A 16149-nucleotide genomic window follows, 5' to 3' on the forward strand; every position below is an offset into this window, starting at 1 on the left:
AGACCTCCTGTACCCCCCGGACCTCCCGTACCTCCCGAAGCAGAAGCGTCTGGTGTGATGGGGTTCTGACGGGAGGGGGACCCGGCTGGGGGGAAGTCGTCAGGGGCGGAGGAGTGCGGAGTCCGCTGTGACATCGAAAGGCTTCCTCTGCGCTTTGTGTGCCTGGATCGCGTTCCACGCCGGCGCCTGAGGGCTCCGACGGAGCAGGGGCGGAGCGGCGTCGCATCCCGTCCAGGTGTTCCGCCACTCAGGTGAACGGCGCGTGCTGCCCTGGAGTCACGCTCGTAGTCCCGACCTGTGGCTCCCGCAGCCTCGACACATGTCTTGCGCAGTCCCGGCCTGTGGCTGTCTGTCGGGTTGGCACGGGTGGGTGCTCATTCCTCGTCCTCGAGGCGGGGGCCTGCGCTCGCGCCGAGGGATCGGCCGGCATCCGTCACTGTCGGGCGCCGACCGGGCCCGAGCCCCGCCGTACCAGCCGGTGTGCGGCCGGGACGTCGGGTGTCCTGGCCACGACTGTCCGGGAGGGCGCGGCCGGGAGTGGTGTCGCGAGCGGGACGTGCCCGCCGGCGGCGTCGTACGGGCCGCTGGGCTGTCGACGACTCCTCCATGGCTGTGCCTGCTCCGAGTGACCTCTGGCCGCCGACCTGGACGCGGCCGTCCTCGCAGCGTTGGTCTCCCACGTCCTGGCGCTGATCACGAGTCCGGCTCTGATCACCTGTCTGGCTCTGATCACCTGTCTGGCCCCGATCACCCGTCTGGCCCTGATCGCTCGGCTGCGGGGACGTGCCGGTGACCGCGGCTGGCGTACGACCGGTGCGCTCCGATCGCAGGCAGCGGCGGATGGACTCGGGGTCCAGGCCTTCGTTGCAGGCCTGGTGCAGCAGGCGGGCGAAGAGGTAGTCGGGGTCCGCGCCCAGAGCCATGGCGAGGGCTTCCCGGGCTTCCAGTTCATCGCCGGCCGACCAGGCGACCCACCCGGCGAGGGTGAGGGGCGCGGCGGCGTGCTCGCCGTAGGGCCCCACGCATCGGCGGGCCAGTGTCCGCCACAGGCGCAGGGCGCAACCGGCGTCGTCGCCCTCCATCCACTCGGCCGCACGGTCGCGGGTCGAGCGGTCCTGCAGGCCCAGGACCAGTTTCGCGGCCTCGTCGCATCCCAGCAGTTCGTCGTCACGGAGGTCCGCCAGCAACGTCCCGGACACCGGCTCTGACTTGGCGAAGCGGTCGAGGGTGGCGGCTGCCAGTGCCAGCGTCTCCTCGGCCACTGCGGTCCTGCCCGCTTCGTCCAGGATCCGCGGGACCAACTCCATGCTGGCCCGGTCGAGTGCGGTCTCCTGCTCCAGGGCTGCCGCGTTCTCCCAGGGCAGCAGTCGGGCCCTCAGCTCGCGCAGGGTGCCGCGTACCTGGATGCCGGCGTACGTGGCGGCGGCAGCCAGCACGGAAGTGCCGGGCAGGCCCATGGAGGCTCCCTCGGGCGAGCAGCAGTCCGCGTTGTCACAGCAGTAGGACCAGTAGCGTCCGTCCGAGATGCACAGTGCCTCGACCACCACGGCGTCGAGGGAGCCGCACTCGGTCCGCAGCCTCTGCGCCAGAGGCTGCAGCCGCTCCATGACCTGCCGCCCGGTCTCGCCCCCGGCCGGCTCCTGGCAGAGGAAGGCGACCATCGACTCGGGGCGGTTACCCCGACGCTCGCTGCCCCTGACCAGGCCGTGGGCGAGTTGCCGTGCCGCGGAGGGCCAGTCGTCCGCGCTCTCCGGGATCCCGAGCCGGGCCCGGCCGCCGAACCGTCCGCGTCCGTCCCTGTCGTGCAGCGCGACCAGCACGATGCTGTCCTCGGGGCGGTAGCCGAGGAGGTAGGGCAGGGCGTCGGCGAGTTCGGCCGGGGTGCGCAGGGTGACCTGGTGCTCGCCGGGCCCGTCGTAGGTGGTGTCCGCTGCGGGCACGCCCGGTCCATCTCCCCGCCGCCGCTCCGGTACGCCGCTCGTGTGTCCGCCGTGCCCCACCTGCTGGGCCCCTTCGGTGATATCGCCGTTATCGGAGGATCCAGTCGCTTCGCTGTGGTTCGTCATGCGGAGACGATCTCGCGGAATGCGATCCTTCGCTTGAGCCTGTGGATAAGTCAGATCAGGGACACGTCAGCCATACTCCGGCCGTCCCGTCGCCCGTGAGGGGGTCGGGCGTACGCGCACCTGACCTGTGAGGCCCGGCACGGACCGGACGCGCACGCCCGTCGTCCCCGCCACCGGCTCGCGCTGTCAGTGTGGTCCTGTTGTATGGGACGCATGGAGCACACGAGCAACGCGGAACTCCGGGCGGCGGCCGACACGGTCCTCGCCCGTCTCGTCGGCGACCCCTCCGGCAAGGCCCGGCTGCGTGAGGACCAGTGGCGGGCGATCGAGGCGCTGGTCGCCGACAGACGCCGCGCCCTCGTCGTCCAGCGCACCGGCTGGGGCAAGTCCGCCGTGTACTTCGTGGCGACCTCACTGCTTCGGGCGCAGGGCAGCGGCCCGACCGTCATCGTGTCCCCCCTGCTCGCCCTCATGCGCAACCAGGTCGAGGCCGCGGCCCGGGCCGGCATCCATGCCCGGACGATCAACTCCGCCAACACCGAGGAGTGGGACGTCGTTCAGGACGAGATCGCAGCGGGCGAGGTGGACGTCCTGCTTGTGAGTCCCGAGCGGCTGAACAACCCGGACTTCCGGGACCAGGTGCTGCCCCGGCTCGCCGCGGCCACCGGCTTGCTCGTGGTGGACGAGGCGCACTGCATCTCCGACTGGGGGCACGACTTCCGGCCGGACTACCGCCGGCTGCGCACGATGCTCGCCGACCTCCCGGCCGGTGTGCCGGTGCTGGCGACCACCGCCACGGCCAACGCCCGCGTGACCGCCGATGTGGCGGAGCAGCTCGGCACGGGAGGCTCCTCGGACGCCCTCGTGCTCCGGGGTCCGCTGGACCGGGACAGCCTGAGCCTCCATGTGCTGCGGCTGCCCGACGCGGCTCATCGGATGGGCTGGCTCGCCGAGCATCTCGACGAACTGCCGGGTTCCGGCATCATCTACACGCTCACCGTGGCCGCGGCCGAGGAGGTCACCGCCTTCCTCCGCCAGCGCGGACACACGGTGGCCTCCTACACGGGCAAGACGGAGAACGCCGATCGCCAGCAGGCCGAGGAGGACCTGCTCGCCAACAAGGTGAAGGCGCTGGTCGCCACCTCCGCCCTCGGCATGGGCTTCGACAAGCCCGACCTGGGTTTCGTGGTGCACCTCGGCTCGCCCTCGTCCCCCATCGCCTACTACCAGCAGGTCGGACGTGCCGGTCGCGGCGTGGAGCACGCGGAGGTGCTCCTGCTGCCGGGCAAGGAGGACGAGGCGATCTGGAAGTACTTCGCGTCGCTCGCGTTCCCGTCGGAGGAGCTGGTGCGCCGTACGCTCGACCTCCTCGCGCAGGCGGAGAGGCCCCTGTCGTTGCCCGCGCTCGAACCCCTGGTGGAGCTGCGCCGCTCCCGTCTGGAGACGATGCTCAAGGTCCTCGACGTGGACGGAGCCGTCAAGCGCGTGAAGGGCGGCTGGACCGCGACCGGACAGCCGTGGACCTACGACGCGGAGCGCTACGCGTGGGTGGCGCGCCAGCGCGAGGCCGAGCAGCAGGCCATGCGTGAGTACGCGTCCACGACGGAGTGCCGGATGGAGTTCCTGCAGCGCCAGCTGGACGACGAGGGAGCCAAGCCGTGCGGGCGCTGTGACAACTGTGCGGGACCGCGCTTCACGGCGGACATGTCCGATGAGGCCCTCGACGCGGCGCGTGTGGACCTGGGCCGGGCGGGTGTGGAGGTGGAACCCCGCAAGATGTGGCCCACCGGGCTTCCGGCGATCGGCGTGGATCTCAAGGGACGCATCCCGGCCGGTGAGCAAGCCGGGGCGGGGCGGGCGCTGGGTCGCCTGTCGGACATCGGCTGGGGCAACCGGTTGCGTCCCATGTTGGCGCCCCAGGCGCCTGACGGTCCTGTGCCGGACGACGTGGCGAAGGCCGTGGTCGGCGTGCTGGCCGACTGGGCCAAGGGCCCCGGCGGCTGGGCTCCGGGCGTGCCGGACGCGCAGCCCCGGCCGGTCGGCGTCGTCACGGTGGCCTCCCGCACGCGACCCGAGCTGATCCGTTCGCTGGGAGCGCGCATCGCGGAGATCGGACGGCTGCCGCTGCTGGGCGCCGTCGAGCACACGGGCGACACCCAGCCGGTCTCCCGCAGCAACAGTGCTCAGCGTCTGAAGTCACTCGACGGCGCTCTCACCGTGCCGCCCGCCCTTGCGTCAGCCCTGGCCGACACCCCGGGCCCGGTCCTCCTGGTCGACGACTATACGGAGACCGGTTGGACCCTCGCGGTCGCGGCCCGCCTGCTCCGACGCGCCGGCGCGCAGGGGGTGTATCCCCTGGTCCTGGCAGTGCAGGGATGACGAGGCGGTGGTGCCCCCGCCGGACGGTTTCGGCCGGTGCCCGGCGCGGCCGGAGGGCTTCCCGGACATCCTTCGGCCGCACGGCACAAGCGCCGTCTCGCGCCGTCTCACACCGTCTCGCGCCGCAGGACGCGCACACCCCTGGACGCCGGCCACTCCCGTGGCGTACGAACGTATCGGGCTCGAACGCCCCATGGGTGGCCCGGAGCCACACGCGGCGGGGATATTCACCGCGCATCATCAGATAACGGTCTGCTGCCTCAATTGCTCGTTGCCGCATTCAAGTTCGACAGGAACAATTGAGGTCCGCTCCCCCACGGCTCGTCCGCCGCTCCGGCAGGGCTTCGCCGCGGTGTGCGCTCCCAGGAATCCGACCCCGCCCGCAGTGTGGGCGCGTAGCCGAAGGGAGGACCGTGACCTTCGGATTCGCTCCGGCAGCGGCGCCGACGCCCGCCGCCGCCAACCGCTTGCTCGAGCCCGCGGAATGGGCCGCCGCCGGGATCCCTCTGCTGCGCAACCCGCGCGAGGTCGTCAGCGGACTGCACGCCCGGCATCACCCCCAGCCGGCGACCGCGGTCCTCGCCGTGCTCGATCCGGACGAACGCCTGCGCGCCAGCGCCTCGTTCGTCCGCCGCCCCGCACCCGCCGACGGCTGGATGTTCCGCAACGTGCTGCTCGCCCAACTGCGCCGGATCATCCCGCACGACCTGCGCCGCCGCACGCCGGTGCGCACTGCGGTGCTGCTCTACTGCCGTGAGGGCGACGCCCGTTGGACAGCGGAGGACGGCGCCTGGATGTGGGGGCTGCGCGACGCCTGCACGCTGCACGGGCTGCGCTGCGGTGCCTACATCACGCTGACCCGTGACGGCTGGCAGGTTCTCGGCGAGGGACGTGGCGGGCGCCGCCCGCACTCGGGTTCGGAACCCGAGCCCTTCGCGACATCCGATGCGCCGCCGCCCGCACCACGTGCCGGTGGGGCCGCCTCCGAAATTCTGCGGCGCGCGGCAGCCGCGCGCTGAACGTCCGACGGGCCGCCCCGGATCCGACCGGGGCCACCTCGTCTCGCACGCACGGCTTCCCGGACCCGTCGGCGGCCGCGCCCAGAAGACAGACCGAGCGCCTGGGGCGGCCCCTGATGGACGCCCCACCGAACTGCCTGTCAGTCCGCGAGCAAACGGAACCGCCCACCCTGCGAAGCCGCTGCGGTGCCGACACAGCGGCCCTCTCCCGACGCCGGTCGGAACGAATGCCCTGCTACGGGTCAGACGCCCGCGCCGAGCACGGAGTTGATCCGCTGCGGGTCGCCGCAGACGATCAGCAGGGTCTTGGCCCGGGAGTGCGCCAGCGACAGCGCACTGACCGCCGCGGGCTCGTCACCGCCGTTGACGGCGACCACGACGACCGGGCGGGACGCGGCACGGTTCGCGATGGTCGCGTCCGTGTAGAAGACGTCGTCACCGGCATCGTGCTGGGCCCAGTAGGAGGCGTCACCGAACGACAGCTCGTGAGCGGCCCACGGATGCTGCTCACCGGTCGTGATCACGAGGACCTCGCCGGGGGCTCGACCGGAGTCCAGCAGCAGGTCCACGGCTTCCTCGGCAGCGTCGAGCGCGCCTTCGACGGAAGCGGGGATCAGCTGGATCTGCGGTCCGGCGGAAGTCGCCGGGCCGGGGACGGGGCCCGCCGGAGCGGGCTTGGCGGCCACATCACGCGGTGCGCGCTGCGCCGGCGGCGCGGGCCGGAGAGGCCCTGGACGACCGGGACGCGGCGGCGCCGCGGGACGGGGGCCGGGTACGGGGCGGGGGGTCGGCGCGATGCGGCCGCTGGCCGGAGTGGCGCGGGGACCCTGGGCACTCTCGTGAATCTGAGGCTCCTCGGGAATGAGAGGCATGAGTTGATTTTTATCAAACACTGGTACGACCCGCGTCAGCGGGTGGTGCATGCGCACGAACGAATCGGTCAGAAGTCGAAGCCGAGCTGACCCTCGATCTCCGGAACGCTTCCGTCCGCCCAGCTGCGGGCCTTCTTGAGGTGCCGCCACTGGGGCAGCGCATCAAGATACGCCCAGGACAACCGGTGGTGGGGAGTGGGACCCCGCTCCGCCAGTGCGGCCTTGTGCACGGGTGAGGGATACCCGGCGTTGTCCGCAAAACCGAAGTCTGCATGGTCGATACCCAGTTCGGCCATCATTTTGTCGCGCTGGACCTTGGCGATCACCGAGGCCGCCGCGACCGCCACGCACGACTGGTCACCCTTGATCACCGTGCGGACCCGCCACGGCGCACCGAGGTAGTCGTGCTTGCCGTCGAGAATGACCGCATCGGGACGGATGGGCAGGGCGTCCAGAGCACGCCCCGCCGCGAGGCGCAGCGCGGCAGTCATGCCGAGAGCGTCTATCTCCTCGGGGGTGGCGTGCCCCAGGGCGAACGAGGTCACCCAGGTGCGCAGTTCCTCGGCGAGCAGGGTGCGCCGCTTGATGGTGAGCAGCTTCGAGTCCGTGAGGCCCTCGGGCGGGCGGCGCAGTCCGGTGATCGCCGCGCAGACGGTGACGGGACCGGCCCACGCGCCGCGCCCCACCTCGTCGACACCCGCAATGATCTTCGCTCCGGTCGTGGCTCGAAGGGAGCGCTCGACGGTGTGGGTAGGTGGTTCGTACGGCATGGCGCACCTACATTACGCCGCTCCGATCCCCCGGCGACACCCCGGTCGGCCTCCGTCCGGCCGCAGCCCCGGCGGCAGCGCCTCAGCCGTCGGCCGGACGCAGGAGCGGAACCATCAACTGGTCGATCATCTCCTCGACTTCATGATCCTGCCATTCGCAGCCGCACATCTTGGAGCGGTACATCATCATCGCCGGAATGGCGTCGAAGACGTAGCCGTTGGCAGCCTCGGGGCGCACTTCCCCTCGCTCGATCCCTCTGTCGATGACCGCACGCAGCATCTTCAGGGTGGGCTCCACGACTCCGTCGAAGATCACAGCGTGGAAGCGTTCCGCCTGAGCCGTGTCGCATTCGTGAATCACCGAGCGCAGCGCGAAGCCGGGCCGGGAGAACATCGCGTCGCGGGCACGCAGGCACAGCACGAGGAGGTCCTCACGCACACCCCCCTCGTCCGGCGTCTCGTCGAACTGGGGCAACCCGGCGCGCAGGGCGTCGGCGACCAGGTCCTCCTTGGAGGGCCAGCGACGGTAGACCGCGGCTTTCCCGGTCTGGGCGCCGGCCGCGACGCCCTCCATCGTCAGGCCGTTCCAGCCGACCGTGCTGAGCTGCTCCAGAGCGGCGTCGAGGATCGCGCGTTCCAGTACGGCACCGCGCCGGCGGGCGGTCGTCTGAGCGGGAGCGTCCGCCCAGCTGGGGGTGACCATCTGTCTCTCCAACGAACAAGGGAAACGGGGATTTCGGGGATAGGGGACAACGCGCCGTGCGGCCACAACGGGGGACGTGCCGAACGACGACGCCGCGAGTGAACGCTTGCGTTCACTGTCGGGGACTCACTACGGTTGACGCGACAGTGAACGCGAGCGTTCACTAAGGCACTCGTGGGGGACCCATAGTGACAACCTCTCCATTGCTCCAGAAGCAGAAGCCGGGCGCGGCCCGCCGGGAAGGACGCCCCGGCATCGCACTCACGGTCATCGCGGCCTGCCAACTCATGGTGGTACTCGACGCGACGATTGTGAACATCGCGCTCCCGCACATTCAAGATGCGCTCCAGTTCAGCACCACCGACCTCACCTGGGTCGTCAGCTCCTACACGCTCACCTTCGGCGGTCTGCTGCTCCTGGGCGGCCGCGCCGGTGACATCCTGGGCCGGCGCCGGGTCTTCATGACCGGCATCCTGCTGTTCACCCTGGCCTCGCTGCTCGGCGGACTCGCCCAGGAACCCTGGCAGCTGCTGGCTGCACGGGTCCTGCAGGGTGTGGGAGGCGCGATCGCGTCGCCCACCTCGCTGGCCCTCATCACCACCACGTTCCCCGAGGGTCCGGAGCGCAACCGGGCCTTCGGTGTCTTCGCCGCGGTCTCCGCGGGCGGCGGGGCCATCGGCCTGCTCGCGGGCGGCATGCTCACCGAGTGGCTCGACTGGCGCTGGGTCCTCTTCGTCAATGTGCCGATCGGTGTGCTGATCGCCGTACTGACACCGCTCTACATCAATGAGAGCGAGCGACACACCGGCCGGTTCGACATCGCAGGTGCGGTGACCTCGACCGCCGGCATGGCGTCCCTGGTCTACGGCTTCATCCGAGCCGCGGACGAGGGGTGGCGCGACAGCCTCACCATCGGGTCCTTCGCCGCCGCCGTGGTGCTGCTGGCGGCCTTCGTGATCATCGAATCCCGGGCCAAGGAGCCGATCACTCCGCTGCGGATGTTCGCCGACCGCAACCGCTCGGGCACCTACGTGATCATGCTGAGCCTGGCCGCGGCGATGTTCGGCATGTTCTTCTACATCGTGCTGTTCGTGCAGAACGTGCTCGGATACACCCCGATCCAGGCGGGCCTCGCCTTCCTTCCGGTGACGGTCGTGATCGCGCTCGGCGCAGGGCTGTCGCAGCGCTTCCTGCCGGTGCTCGGCCCCAAGCCGTTCATGCTCGCGGGCACGGCGCTCGCCACGATCGGCCTCGCCTGGCAGGCACTGATCAGCTCGGACAGCTCGTATGTCAGCGGGGTGCTCGGCCCGATGCTGGTGTTCGGCTTCGGCATGGGCCTGAATTTCGTGACGCTGACGCTCACCGCGGTGTCCGGCGTCGCACAGCATGAGGCCGGCGCCGCCTCCGGACTGCTCAACACCATGCAGCAGGTGGGCGGTTCGCTGGGACTGTCGATCCTCACGACCGTCTTCGGTACGGCGACCAGGAATGAGGTGGAGGAGCAACTTCCGCACTTCATGGCCGAGGGCTCCGCGGAGCAGAAGGCGGAGTTCGCGACGACTCACCAGCTGCCCGCCCCATGGGGTCACGAGGTACTGGCCCAGGGCATCTCCGCGGCCTTCATACCGGCGGCCTCGATGGCCGTCCTCGCCCTGATCACCGCGGCGGTGGTGATCCGGGTGCGCAAGAGCGACCTGGAGGCGCTGTCCGGCTCCGCGGGACCGGGCATCGGCTGAGCGAAACCCGTTGCGGACCGGCTTCAGCGGCTCGCCGGCAGGTCTCACAGAGGCCCGGCGGCGACTGCCGGGCCGGTCCGCCTCCAGGGGCGGACGGCCACCTCCGTATCCGGAGACGCGCGGCACGGGCACCCGGCGGCTCCCGGCCACCGCCGCGCAGCGCACAGCCACCGCGACGGCCGCCCTGCAAGAGCGCAGAAAGAGCAACAGCACCTGCATGAACACCCCCCTGCTCTCGCGTGCGACCCTGTGCTCCACGATCGGCCCGCGGACCCCGAAGGCCCATCCAGCCGATGTCATGACAACGCACGGTCGGTCACACAGAGTTCCCGGTGCGTACGCAGAGTTTCCGGTTCGTGTGCGGGGTTTTCGGCGCGTACGCAAAGTTCCCGGTGCGTACGCAGTTCCCGGCGTGCACGCGTAAGGCCCTGAGGAGGCGGACTAAGCGTTCGCAGGCACCCAGCCGGGAAGCGCTTCGGTACGTGCCACCCACTCGGCAGGAGGCGCCCCGGCCTTCCCGGCCGCGATCACGCCGCCGACGATGGCGCACGTGGTGTCGATGTCGCCACCGGCCCGGGCGGTCGTCCAGAACCCCTGCTCGAAGTCGCCGAGGCAGCGTGCGGCCGACCAGAGGGCGAAGGGCACGGTGTCATGGGCGGTCTTCCGCCGCCCGCATCCCAGTACCGCCGCGACCGTGGCCGCGTCCCCGTAGTCGAGCATGTCCCGGGCCCGGCGCAGCCCCGCACCCACGGCGCTCTTCGGCACCAGGTCGATGACCCCGTCGAGCAGGGCCTCGGGACCCGGCGGTCCGTCCGGTGCCGCGGCGAAGGCGGCAGCAGCGGCGACGGCCATCGCCCCGACGACGGCCTCACGGTGCTGGTGGGTGGTGTAGGCGGAGATCTCCGCCTGGTGGGTCGCCTGCTCCGGGTCGTCCGCGTACCAGGCGCCCAGCGGGGCGATGCGCATGGCGGCGCCGTTGCCCCAGGACCCCTGCCCGTTGAACAGCGCGGCGGCGAGTTCGCGCCAGTCACCACCCTCCCGGACGCGTCCCAGCAAGCGGCCGACCGCGGGGCCGTAGCCCCGGTCGGCGTCATGGTGCTCTGCGAAGGACCGGGCGAGGGCGTCCTGGTCGATGCGGTGGTGGGCGGCCAGGACGGCGACGACGGAGCAGGCCATCTCCGTGTCGTCCGTCCACTGCCACGGCCCGTCCGGCACCTCGCGGCGCTTGAGGAGCGGGTAGTTCACCGGCACGAAGTACTGGGAGCCCAGGGCGTCCCCGACAGTCAGCCCGCGCAGGCCGGCCAGGGCGCGGTCCAGGCGCACGTCGAGGGAGAAGTCAGCGGTCATCGCCCTGCCACTCTATCCGGTGACTCCGTACGGTTCGGGGTCTCGCCAGCGGTCGAACGGCCGGTCGAGCACGTACTTGCCGTCGTCCCCCAGAACGAGCATCCGCACCTCCCCGTTCCCCGGATTCGACAGGGACTCGAACTCCGCCACCGTCCAGTGGAACCACCGCATGCAGAACAGCCGCATGGCCAGGCCGTGCGTGACGATCAGGACGTTCGGCGGATGCTCGGGGTCCTCGAAACTGCGGAAGAGGCTCTCCAGGAACCCCCCGACCCGGTCGTAGACGTCGGCCCCGGACTCCCCCTGGGCGAAGCGGTAGAAGAAGTGGCCGTAGGCGTCCCGGTAGGCCTTCTGCAGCCGCACGTCGTCCCGGTCCTGCCAGTTCCCCCAGTCCTGCTCGCGCAGCCGGGGCTCCTCGCGGACCCGTATGAGATCGGGGTCGAGGTGGAAGGCGCGCAGGGTCTCGTGCGTGCGGCGGTAGGGGGAGACGTAGACGCTGACGCGCTCCTTGCCGAAGATCTCGCGCAGGTGCTCGCCGGTGGCCTCGGCCTGCTCTCTGCCCCGCTCGGTCAGAGCCAGGGCGTGATCGGGTTCACGCTCGTAGACGGAGTCATCAACATTGCCCGTCGACTCGCCGTGCCGGACAAGGACGATGCGCCGTGGTCGTGCCATGCCGAAACCCTAGATCGAGTGGCGGCCCGTCGAGCACACATGCCGCACCGTTACAGCGTAGGTCACACAGCTCCCGCACCTCAGGTCACATCCACCGCCCGCGGGCCCGGCGGCACCCGCCCGCCCGCAGAAGGCGTGCTGCCGCCCCGCACAGATTCCTGGCTCACCGCGCTTCACACCGTCCAGCTCGGTTCCATGTCCACGACGGCCCCGGTGAGGGCGGCCACGTCGGCTTCGGTCTGGGCGCGCAGGGCGAGCCGCTCCACCCGCTCGGTGCGGTACTTGCCGTGCTCGGCGGCCGACCGCCACATCGACAGCACCATGTACTCGTTCCCCGGCGCCTCACCGAAGAGGCCGCGCACCATGCCCGGGGAGCCCGCCATCGCGGGGTTCCAGACCTTCTCCTGCATCAGCACGAAGTGCTCCGCCCGCTCCGCGTGGACTCGGCAGAGCGCCACCCGCAGCAGGTCGGCGTCCGTGAAGCGCGGTTCGAAGCCGGTCTTCACGTCGAAGCGGTGATCGAACAGCCTGACCCGGGCGTCCTTGAACGTGCCCGACTGCGCTGTCGCGAGCCGGTCGTGGGAGCGCGCCATGAAGGAGTCGTAGAAGGCCCGGCTCTCCCAGAAGGCGAAGATGTGCGCCACGTCGGGCCGCCCCCGGCTCCAGCCACCCCCCTGTCCCCGAAATCCCGGCTCTCCCAGAAGCCCCGCCCACTTCCGCTGCCCCCGCTCGAAACCGCGGCGGTCCACCACGGTGCAGCGAATCCACTTGACCAGCACCGCGCCATGGTAAGGCCCCGGGCGTGGCGTCGGTCACTCTCCGCCGTACCGCTCCCCCACGCACGCGCCCGCGCGCGTGGCAGGATGGACAAGCAGTCGTGAGAGCCCGGCAGTTGGGGCGAACATGCGGTCGGTGCGGGGAAGGGGACTTGGGTGGACGGGCTGAACAAGGGGCTTCGCAAGATCGAGATCGCGATGCGGTGGGACCCCAGTCCCGCGGGGCAGCCGTCCACGGACCTGGATCTGGTCGCGGCGACGTACCTGTCGGACGACCCGCACGGCGACCCGGCCTACGTCGTGCACTTCGACAGCCGCTCGCCCGACGGCACCATCTACCTCAACCGGGACAGCCAGGACGGGCAGGGCTTCGGTTACGACGAGGTCATGACGCTGGAGCTCGACCGGCTGGACGTCCACTACGCGCGCGTGGTGGTGGGAGTCGTCATCCAGCAGCGTCCCGCGGAGCGCACCTTCGTCAGCGTGATCAACCCCGGCCTGCGGATCCGTGAGGGCTACACCGTCCTGGCGGAGGACGACTTCGGCAGTGTCCTCGGAGCGACGGCCACCACGGTCGCCGAGTTCGTCCGGGACGGCTCCGGACCGTGGGAGTTCCGTTCGGGTCTGCACGGCTTCGAGGGTGACCCGGCGGAGTTCACCCGGACGATGGGAGCGGCTCACCGCCCCTGACCGAACGCACCGGACGGCCGGCCCGGCGGGGCTCGGGGACGGTTCGGACGCTGATGCGGCCGGTCGCGGCCCGTCGGCACGGGGCTCGTGACGACGAGAGGGGCACCGCCCGAAGGCGGTGCCCCTCTGTCACGCGGTCAGGCGCTTGTCATGCAATCGGACGCTCGGCGTCAGCTGCAGCCGCTGGTGGAGCCGCAACCCTCGCAGATGTAGCAGGAACCGGCGCGCTGCATCTTCGTGCCGCAGGAGAAGCACAGCGGGGCGTCGGCCTGGATGCCCAGCTGCATCTCGACCAGTTCGGCGCTGGTGTGCGCCTGCTGCGGGGCGGGCTTGGCCGCCTCCTCCGCCTTCGGCGCGGCGACTGCCTTCAGCTCCTGGGCGCGCGGCGCCGACTGGGCCAGGCCCTCGACGTCGACCTCGTCCTCGGACGGCTCGTACGAACCGGTCTCCAGGTGCCGCTGACGCTCCTCGGCGGAGTGGATGCCGAGCGCGGAGCGCGTCTCGAACGGCAGGAAGTCCAGCGCCAGGCGGCGGAAGATGTAGTCGACGATCGACTGCGCCATCCGCACGTCCGGGTCGTCCGTCATGCCGGCCGGCTCGAAGCGCATGTTGGTGAACTTCGAGACGTACGTCTCCAGCGGCACGCCGTACTGGAGGCCGACGGAGACCGCGATGGAGAAGGCGTCCATCATGCCCGCGAGGGTCGAGCCCTGCTTGGACATCTTCAGGAAGACCTCACCGAGACCGTCGTCCGGGTAGGAGTTGGCGGTCATGTAGCCCTCGGCGCCGCCGACGGTGAAGGACGTGGTGATGCCGGGACGTCCCTTCGGGAGGCGCTTGCGGACCGGGCGGTACTCGACCACCTTCTCGACCGCGGTACGGATCGTCTCCTCGGCCTTCTCGGTGATCTCCGCCTTCTCCTTCTCCTTGGTCTTGGCGGAGAGGGGCTGGCCGACCTTGCAGTTGTCGCGGTAGATCGCGAGGGCCTTGACGCCCAGCTTCCAGGCCTCGAAGTAGATCTCCTCGACCTCCTCGACGGTCGCCGTCTCCGGCATGTTGACCGTCTTGGAGATGGCGCCGGAGATCCACGGCTGGATCGCGGCCATCATGCGCACGTGGCCCATCGGGGAGATGGCCCGCTCGCCCATGGCGCAGTCGAACACCTCGTAGTGCTCCGGCTTGAGGCCGGGGGCGTCGATCACATTGCCGTTCTCGGCGATGTGGGCGACGATCGCCTCGATCTGCTCCTCGAGGTAGCCGAGGCGGCGCAGGGCCTGCGGGACGGTGCCGTTGACGATCTGCATGGAGCCGCCGCCGACGAGCTTCTTGAACTTGACCAGCGCGAGGTCGGGCTCGACACCGGTGGTGTCGCAGGACATCGCGAGACCGATCGTGCCGGTCGGGGCGAGCACGGACGCCTGCGCGTTACGGAAACCGTTCTTCTCACCCAGGCGCAGGACCTCGCCCCAGGCCTCGCTGGCGGCGGCCCACACCGGGGTGTCCAGGTCGTCCATGCGGACGGCCTTGTCGTTGGCGTCGGAGTGCTGCTTCATGACGCGCTTGTGGGCGTCGGCGTTGCGGGCGTAGCCGTCGTACGGGCCGACCACCGCGGCCAGCTCGGAGGAGCGGCGGTAGGCCGTGCCGGTCATCAGGGAGGTGATGGCGCCGGCGAGGGCGCGGCCGCCGTCGGAGTCGTAGGCGTGACCGGTGGCCATCAGCAGGGCGCCGAGGTTGGCGTAGCCGATGCCCAGCTGGCGGAACGCGCGCGTGTTCTCGCCGATCTTCTGGGTCGGGAAGTCCGCGAAGCAGATCGAGATGTCCATCGCGGTGATGACCAGCTCGACGACCTTCTGGAAGCGGTCGGCCTGGAACGACTGGTTGCCCTTGCCGTCGTCCTTGAGGAACTTCATCAGGTTCAGCGAGGCCAGGTTGCAGGACGTGTTGTCCAGGTGCATGTACTCGCTGCACGGGTTCGACGCGGTGATCCGGCCGGACTCGGGGCAGGTGTGCCAGTTGTTGATCGTGTCGTCGTACTGGATGCCGGGGTCGGCGCAGGCCCATGCGGCCTGGGCGATCTTGCGGAAGAGCGCCTTGGCGTCGACCTCCTCGATGACCTCGCCGCTCATCCGGCCGCGCAGCCCGAACTGGCCGCCCTGCTCGACCGCCTTCATGAACTCGTCGTTGACGCGGACGGAGTTGTTGGCGTTCTGGTACTGGACGGACGTGATGTCGTCGCCGCCCAGGTCCATGTCGAAGCCGGCGTCGCGCAGGACGCGGATCTTCTCCTCTTCCTTGACCTTGGTCTCGATGAAGTCCTCGATGTCGGGGTGGTCCACGTCGAGGACGACCATCTTGGCGGCGCGCCGGGTGGCGCCACCGGACTTGATCGTGCCGGCGGAGGCGTCGGCGCCGCGCATGAAGGAGACGGGGCCGGAGGCGTTGCCGCCGGAGGACAGCAGCTCCTTGGAGGAGCGGATGCGGGAGAGGTTCAGGCCGGCGCCGGAGCCGCCCTTGAAGATCATGCCCTCTTCCTTGTACCAATCGAGGATCGACTCCATGGAGTCGTCGACGGACAGGATGAAGCAGGCGGAGACCTGCTGGGGCTGCGGCGTGCCCACGTTGAACCACACGGGGCTGTTGAAGCTGAAGATCTGGTGCAGGAGGGCGTAGGCCAGCTCGTGCTCGAAGATCTCGGCGTCGGCCGGGGAGGAGAAGTACCGGTGGTCCTCTCCGGCCTTCCGGTACGTCTTCACGATGCGGTCGATCAGCTGCCTGAGGCTGGTCTCGCGCTGCGGGGTGCCCACGGCACCGCGGAAGTACTTGCTGGTGACGATGTTGACCGCGTTCACCGACCAGAAGTCGGGGAACTCCACGCCGCGCTGCTCGAAGTTGACCGAGCCGTCGCGCCAGTTGGTCATGACGACGTCACGGCGCTCCCAGGCCACCTCGTCGTAGGGGTGGACCCCGGGGGTGGTGTGGATGCGCTCGATACGCAGGCCCTTGCTCGCCTTGGCGCTCTTGGCGCGGGAACTCCGTGCCGGACCGCTCGCCGTCTCTGTCATGCCGCCTCCCTGTACGGGCGAAAACGCCCTGAAGTGCCCCGTTGTTCCCGGTGCACG

12 protein-coding genes are annotated in these 16149 nt (G+C 70.4%); 4 read left to right on the plus strand and 8 right to left on the minus strand.

The genetic code is table 11. The features are described from left to right. Positions 1-374 precede the first annotated feature (374 nt). Positions 375-2066, minus strand: a complete 1692-nt coding sequence (locus ACZ6ZN_RS07220) for a DUF4192 domain-containing protein (protein ID WP_469643768.1) — start codon at positions 2064-2066, stop codon at positions 375-377. A gap of 213 nt (positions 2067-2279) precedes the next feature. Here ACZ6ZN_RS07220 and ACZ6ZN_RS07225 point away from each other — a divergent pair, with 213 nt between their 5' ends. Both ACZ6ZN_RS07225 and ACZ6ZN_RS07230 read left to right on the plus strand, forming a co-directional pair. Beyond that, positions 2280-4445, plus strand: coding sequence for a RecQ family ATP-dependent DNA helicase (locus ACZ6ZN_RS07225; protein ID WP_469643771.1), 2166 nt, complete (start codon positions 2280-2282; stop codon positions 4443-4445). A 413-nt stretch (positions 4446-4858) separates the two neighbouring features. After that, positions 4859-5464 carry a hypothetical protein gene (locus ACZ6ZN_RS07230; protein ID WP_451876918.1) on the plus strand — a complete coding sequence of 202 codons (606 nt, stop codon included), beginning with the start codon at positions 4859-4861 and terminating at the stop codon, positions 5462-5464. A gap of 242 nt (positions 5465-5706) precedes the next feature. On the opposite strand, the gene ACZ6ZN_RS07235 is transcribed toward ACZ6ZN_RS07230, so the two are convergent. The 3 genes from ACZ6ZN_RS07235 to ACZ6ZN_RS07245 all read right to left on the minus strand — a co-directional run bounded on the left by ACZ6ZN_RS07235 (position 5707) and on the right by ACZ6ZN_RS07245 (position 7809). Continuing rightward, complete coding sequence (locus ACZ6ZN_RS07235; protein WP_469643774.1) at positions 5707-6336, minus strand: hypothetical protein; 630 nt, start codon at positions 6334-6336, stop codon at positions 5707-5709. A gap of 68 nt (positions 6337-6404) precedes the next feature. Further along, positions 6405-7106 (minus strand): ribonuclease HII, encoded by a 702-nt coding sequence (locus ACZ6ZN_RS07240; protein ID WP_398109866.1) that lies wholly within the window; start codon positions 7104-7106, stop codon positions 6405-6407. An 82-nt stretch (positions 7107-7188) separates the two neighbouring features. Continuing rightward, complete coding sequence (locus ACZ6ZN_RS07245) at positions 7189-7809, minus strand: TetR/AcrR family transcriptional regulator (protein ID WP_469643777.1); 621 nt, start codon at positions 7807-7809, stop codon at positions 7189-7191. 188 nt (positions 7810-7997) lie between these two features. Here ACZ6ZN_RS07245 and ACZ6ZN_RS07250 point away from each other — a divergent pair, with 188 nt between their 5' ends. Further along, entirely contained in the window at positions 7998-9545 is a 1548-nt protein-coding gene (locus ACZ6ZN_RS07250; RefSeq protein WP_469643780.1) for an MFS transporter, read from the plus strand. 441 nt (positions 9546-9986) lie between these two features. Here the strand turns inward: ACZ6ZN_RS07250 and ACZ6ZN_RS07255 are convergent, their stop codons facing one another. The 3 genes from ACZ6ZN_RS07255 to ACZ6ZN_RS07265 all read right to left on the minus strand — a co-directional run bounded on the left by ACZ6ZN_RS07255 (position 9987) and on the right by ACZ6ZN_RS07265 (position 12343). Beyond that, entirely contained in the window at positions 9987-10892 is a 906-nt protein-coding gene (locus ACZ6ZN_RS07255; RefSeq protein WP_451876914.1) for an ADP-ribosylglycohydrolase family protein, read from the minus strand. A gap of 12 nt (positions 10893-10904) precedes the next feature. Continuing rightward, entirely contained in the window at positions 10905-11564 is a 660-nt protein-coding gene (locus ACZ6ZN_RS07260) for a histidine phosphatase family protein (RefSeq protein WP_469643782.1), read from the minus strand. 173 nt (positions 11565-11737) lie between these two features. Then, the gene (locus tag ACZ6ZN_RS07265) at positions 11738-12343 is read right to left on the minus strand and encodes a YdbC family protein (protein ID WP_398109871.1); all 606 of its coding nucleotides are present in this window, start codon (positions 12341-12343) and stop codon (positions 11738-11740) included. A 153-nt stretch (positions 12344-12496) separates the two neighbouring features. On the opposite strand from ACZ6ZN_RS07265, the gene ACZ6ZN_RS07270 reads away from it, so the two are divergent. After that, positions 12497-13030: a TerD family protein gene (locus tag ACZ6ZN_RS07270; protein WP_469643786.1), complete on the plus strand. Its 534-nt coding sequence runs from the start codon at positions 12497-12499 to the stop codon at positions 13028-13030. A gap of 170 nt (positions 13031-13200) precedes the next feature. On the opposite strand, the gene ACZ6ZN_RS07275 is transcribed toward ACZ6ZN_RS07270, so the two are convergent. Further along, positions 13201-16092: a vitamin B12-dependent ribonucleotide reductase gene (locus ACZ6ZN_RS07275; RefSeq protein ID WP_398109873.1), complete on the minus strand. Its 2892-nt coding sequence runs from the start codon at positions 16090-16092 to the stop codon at positions 13201-13203. Positions 16093-16149 lie beyond the last annotated feature (57 nt).

The organism is Streptomyces sp. NPDC053665 (assembly GCF_055585285.1).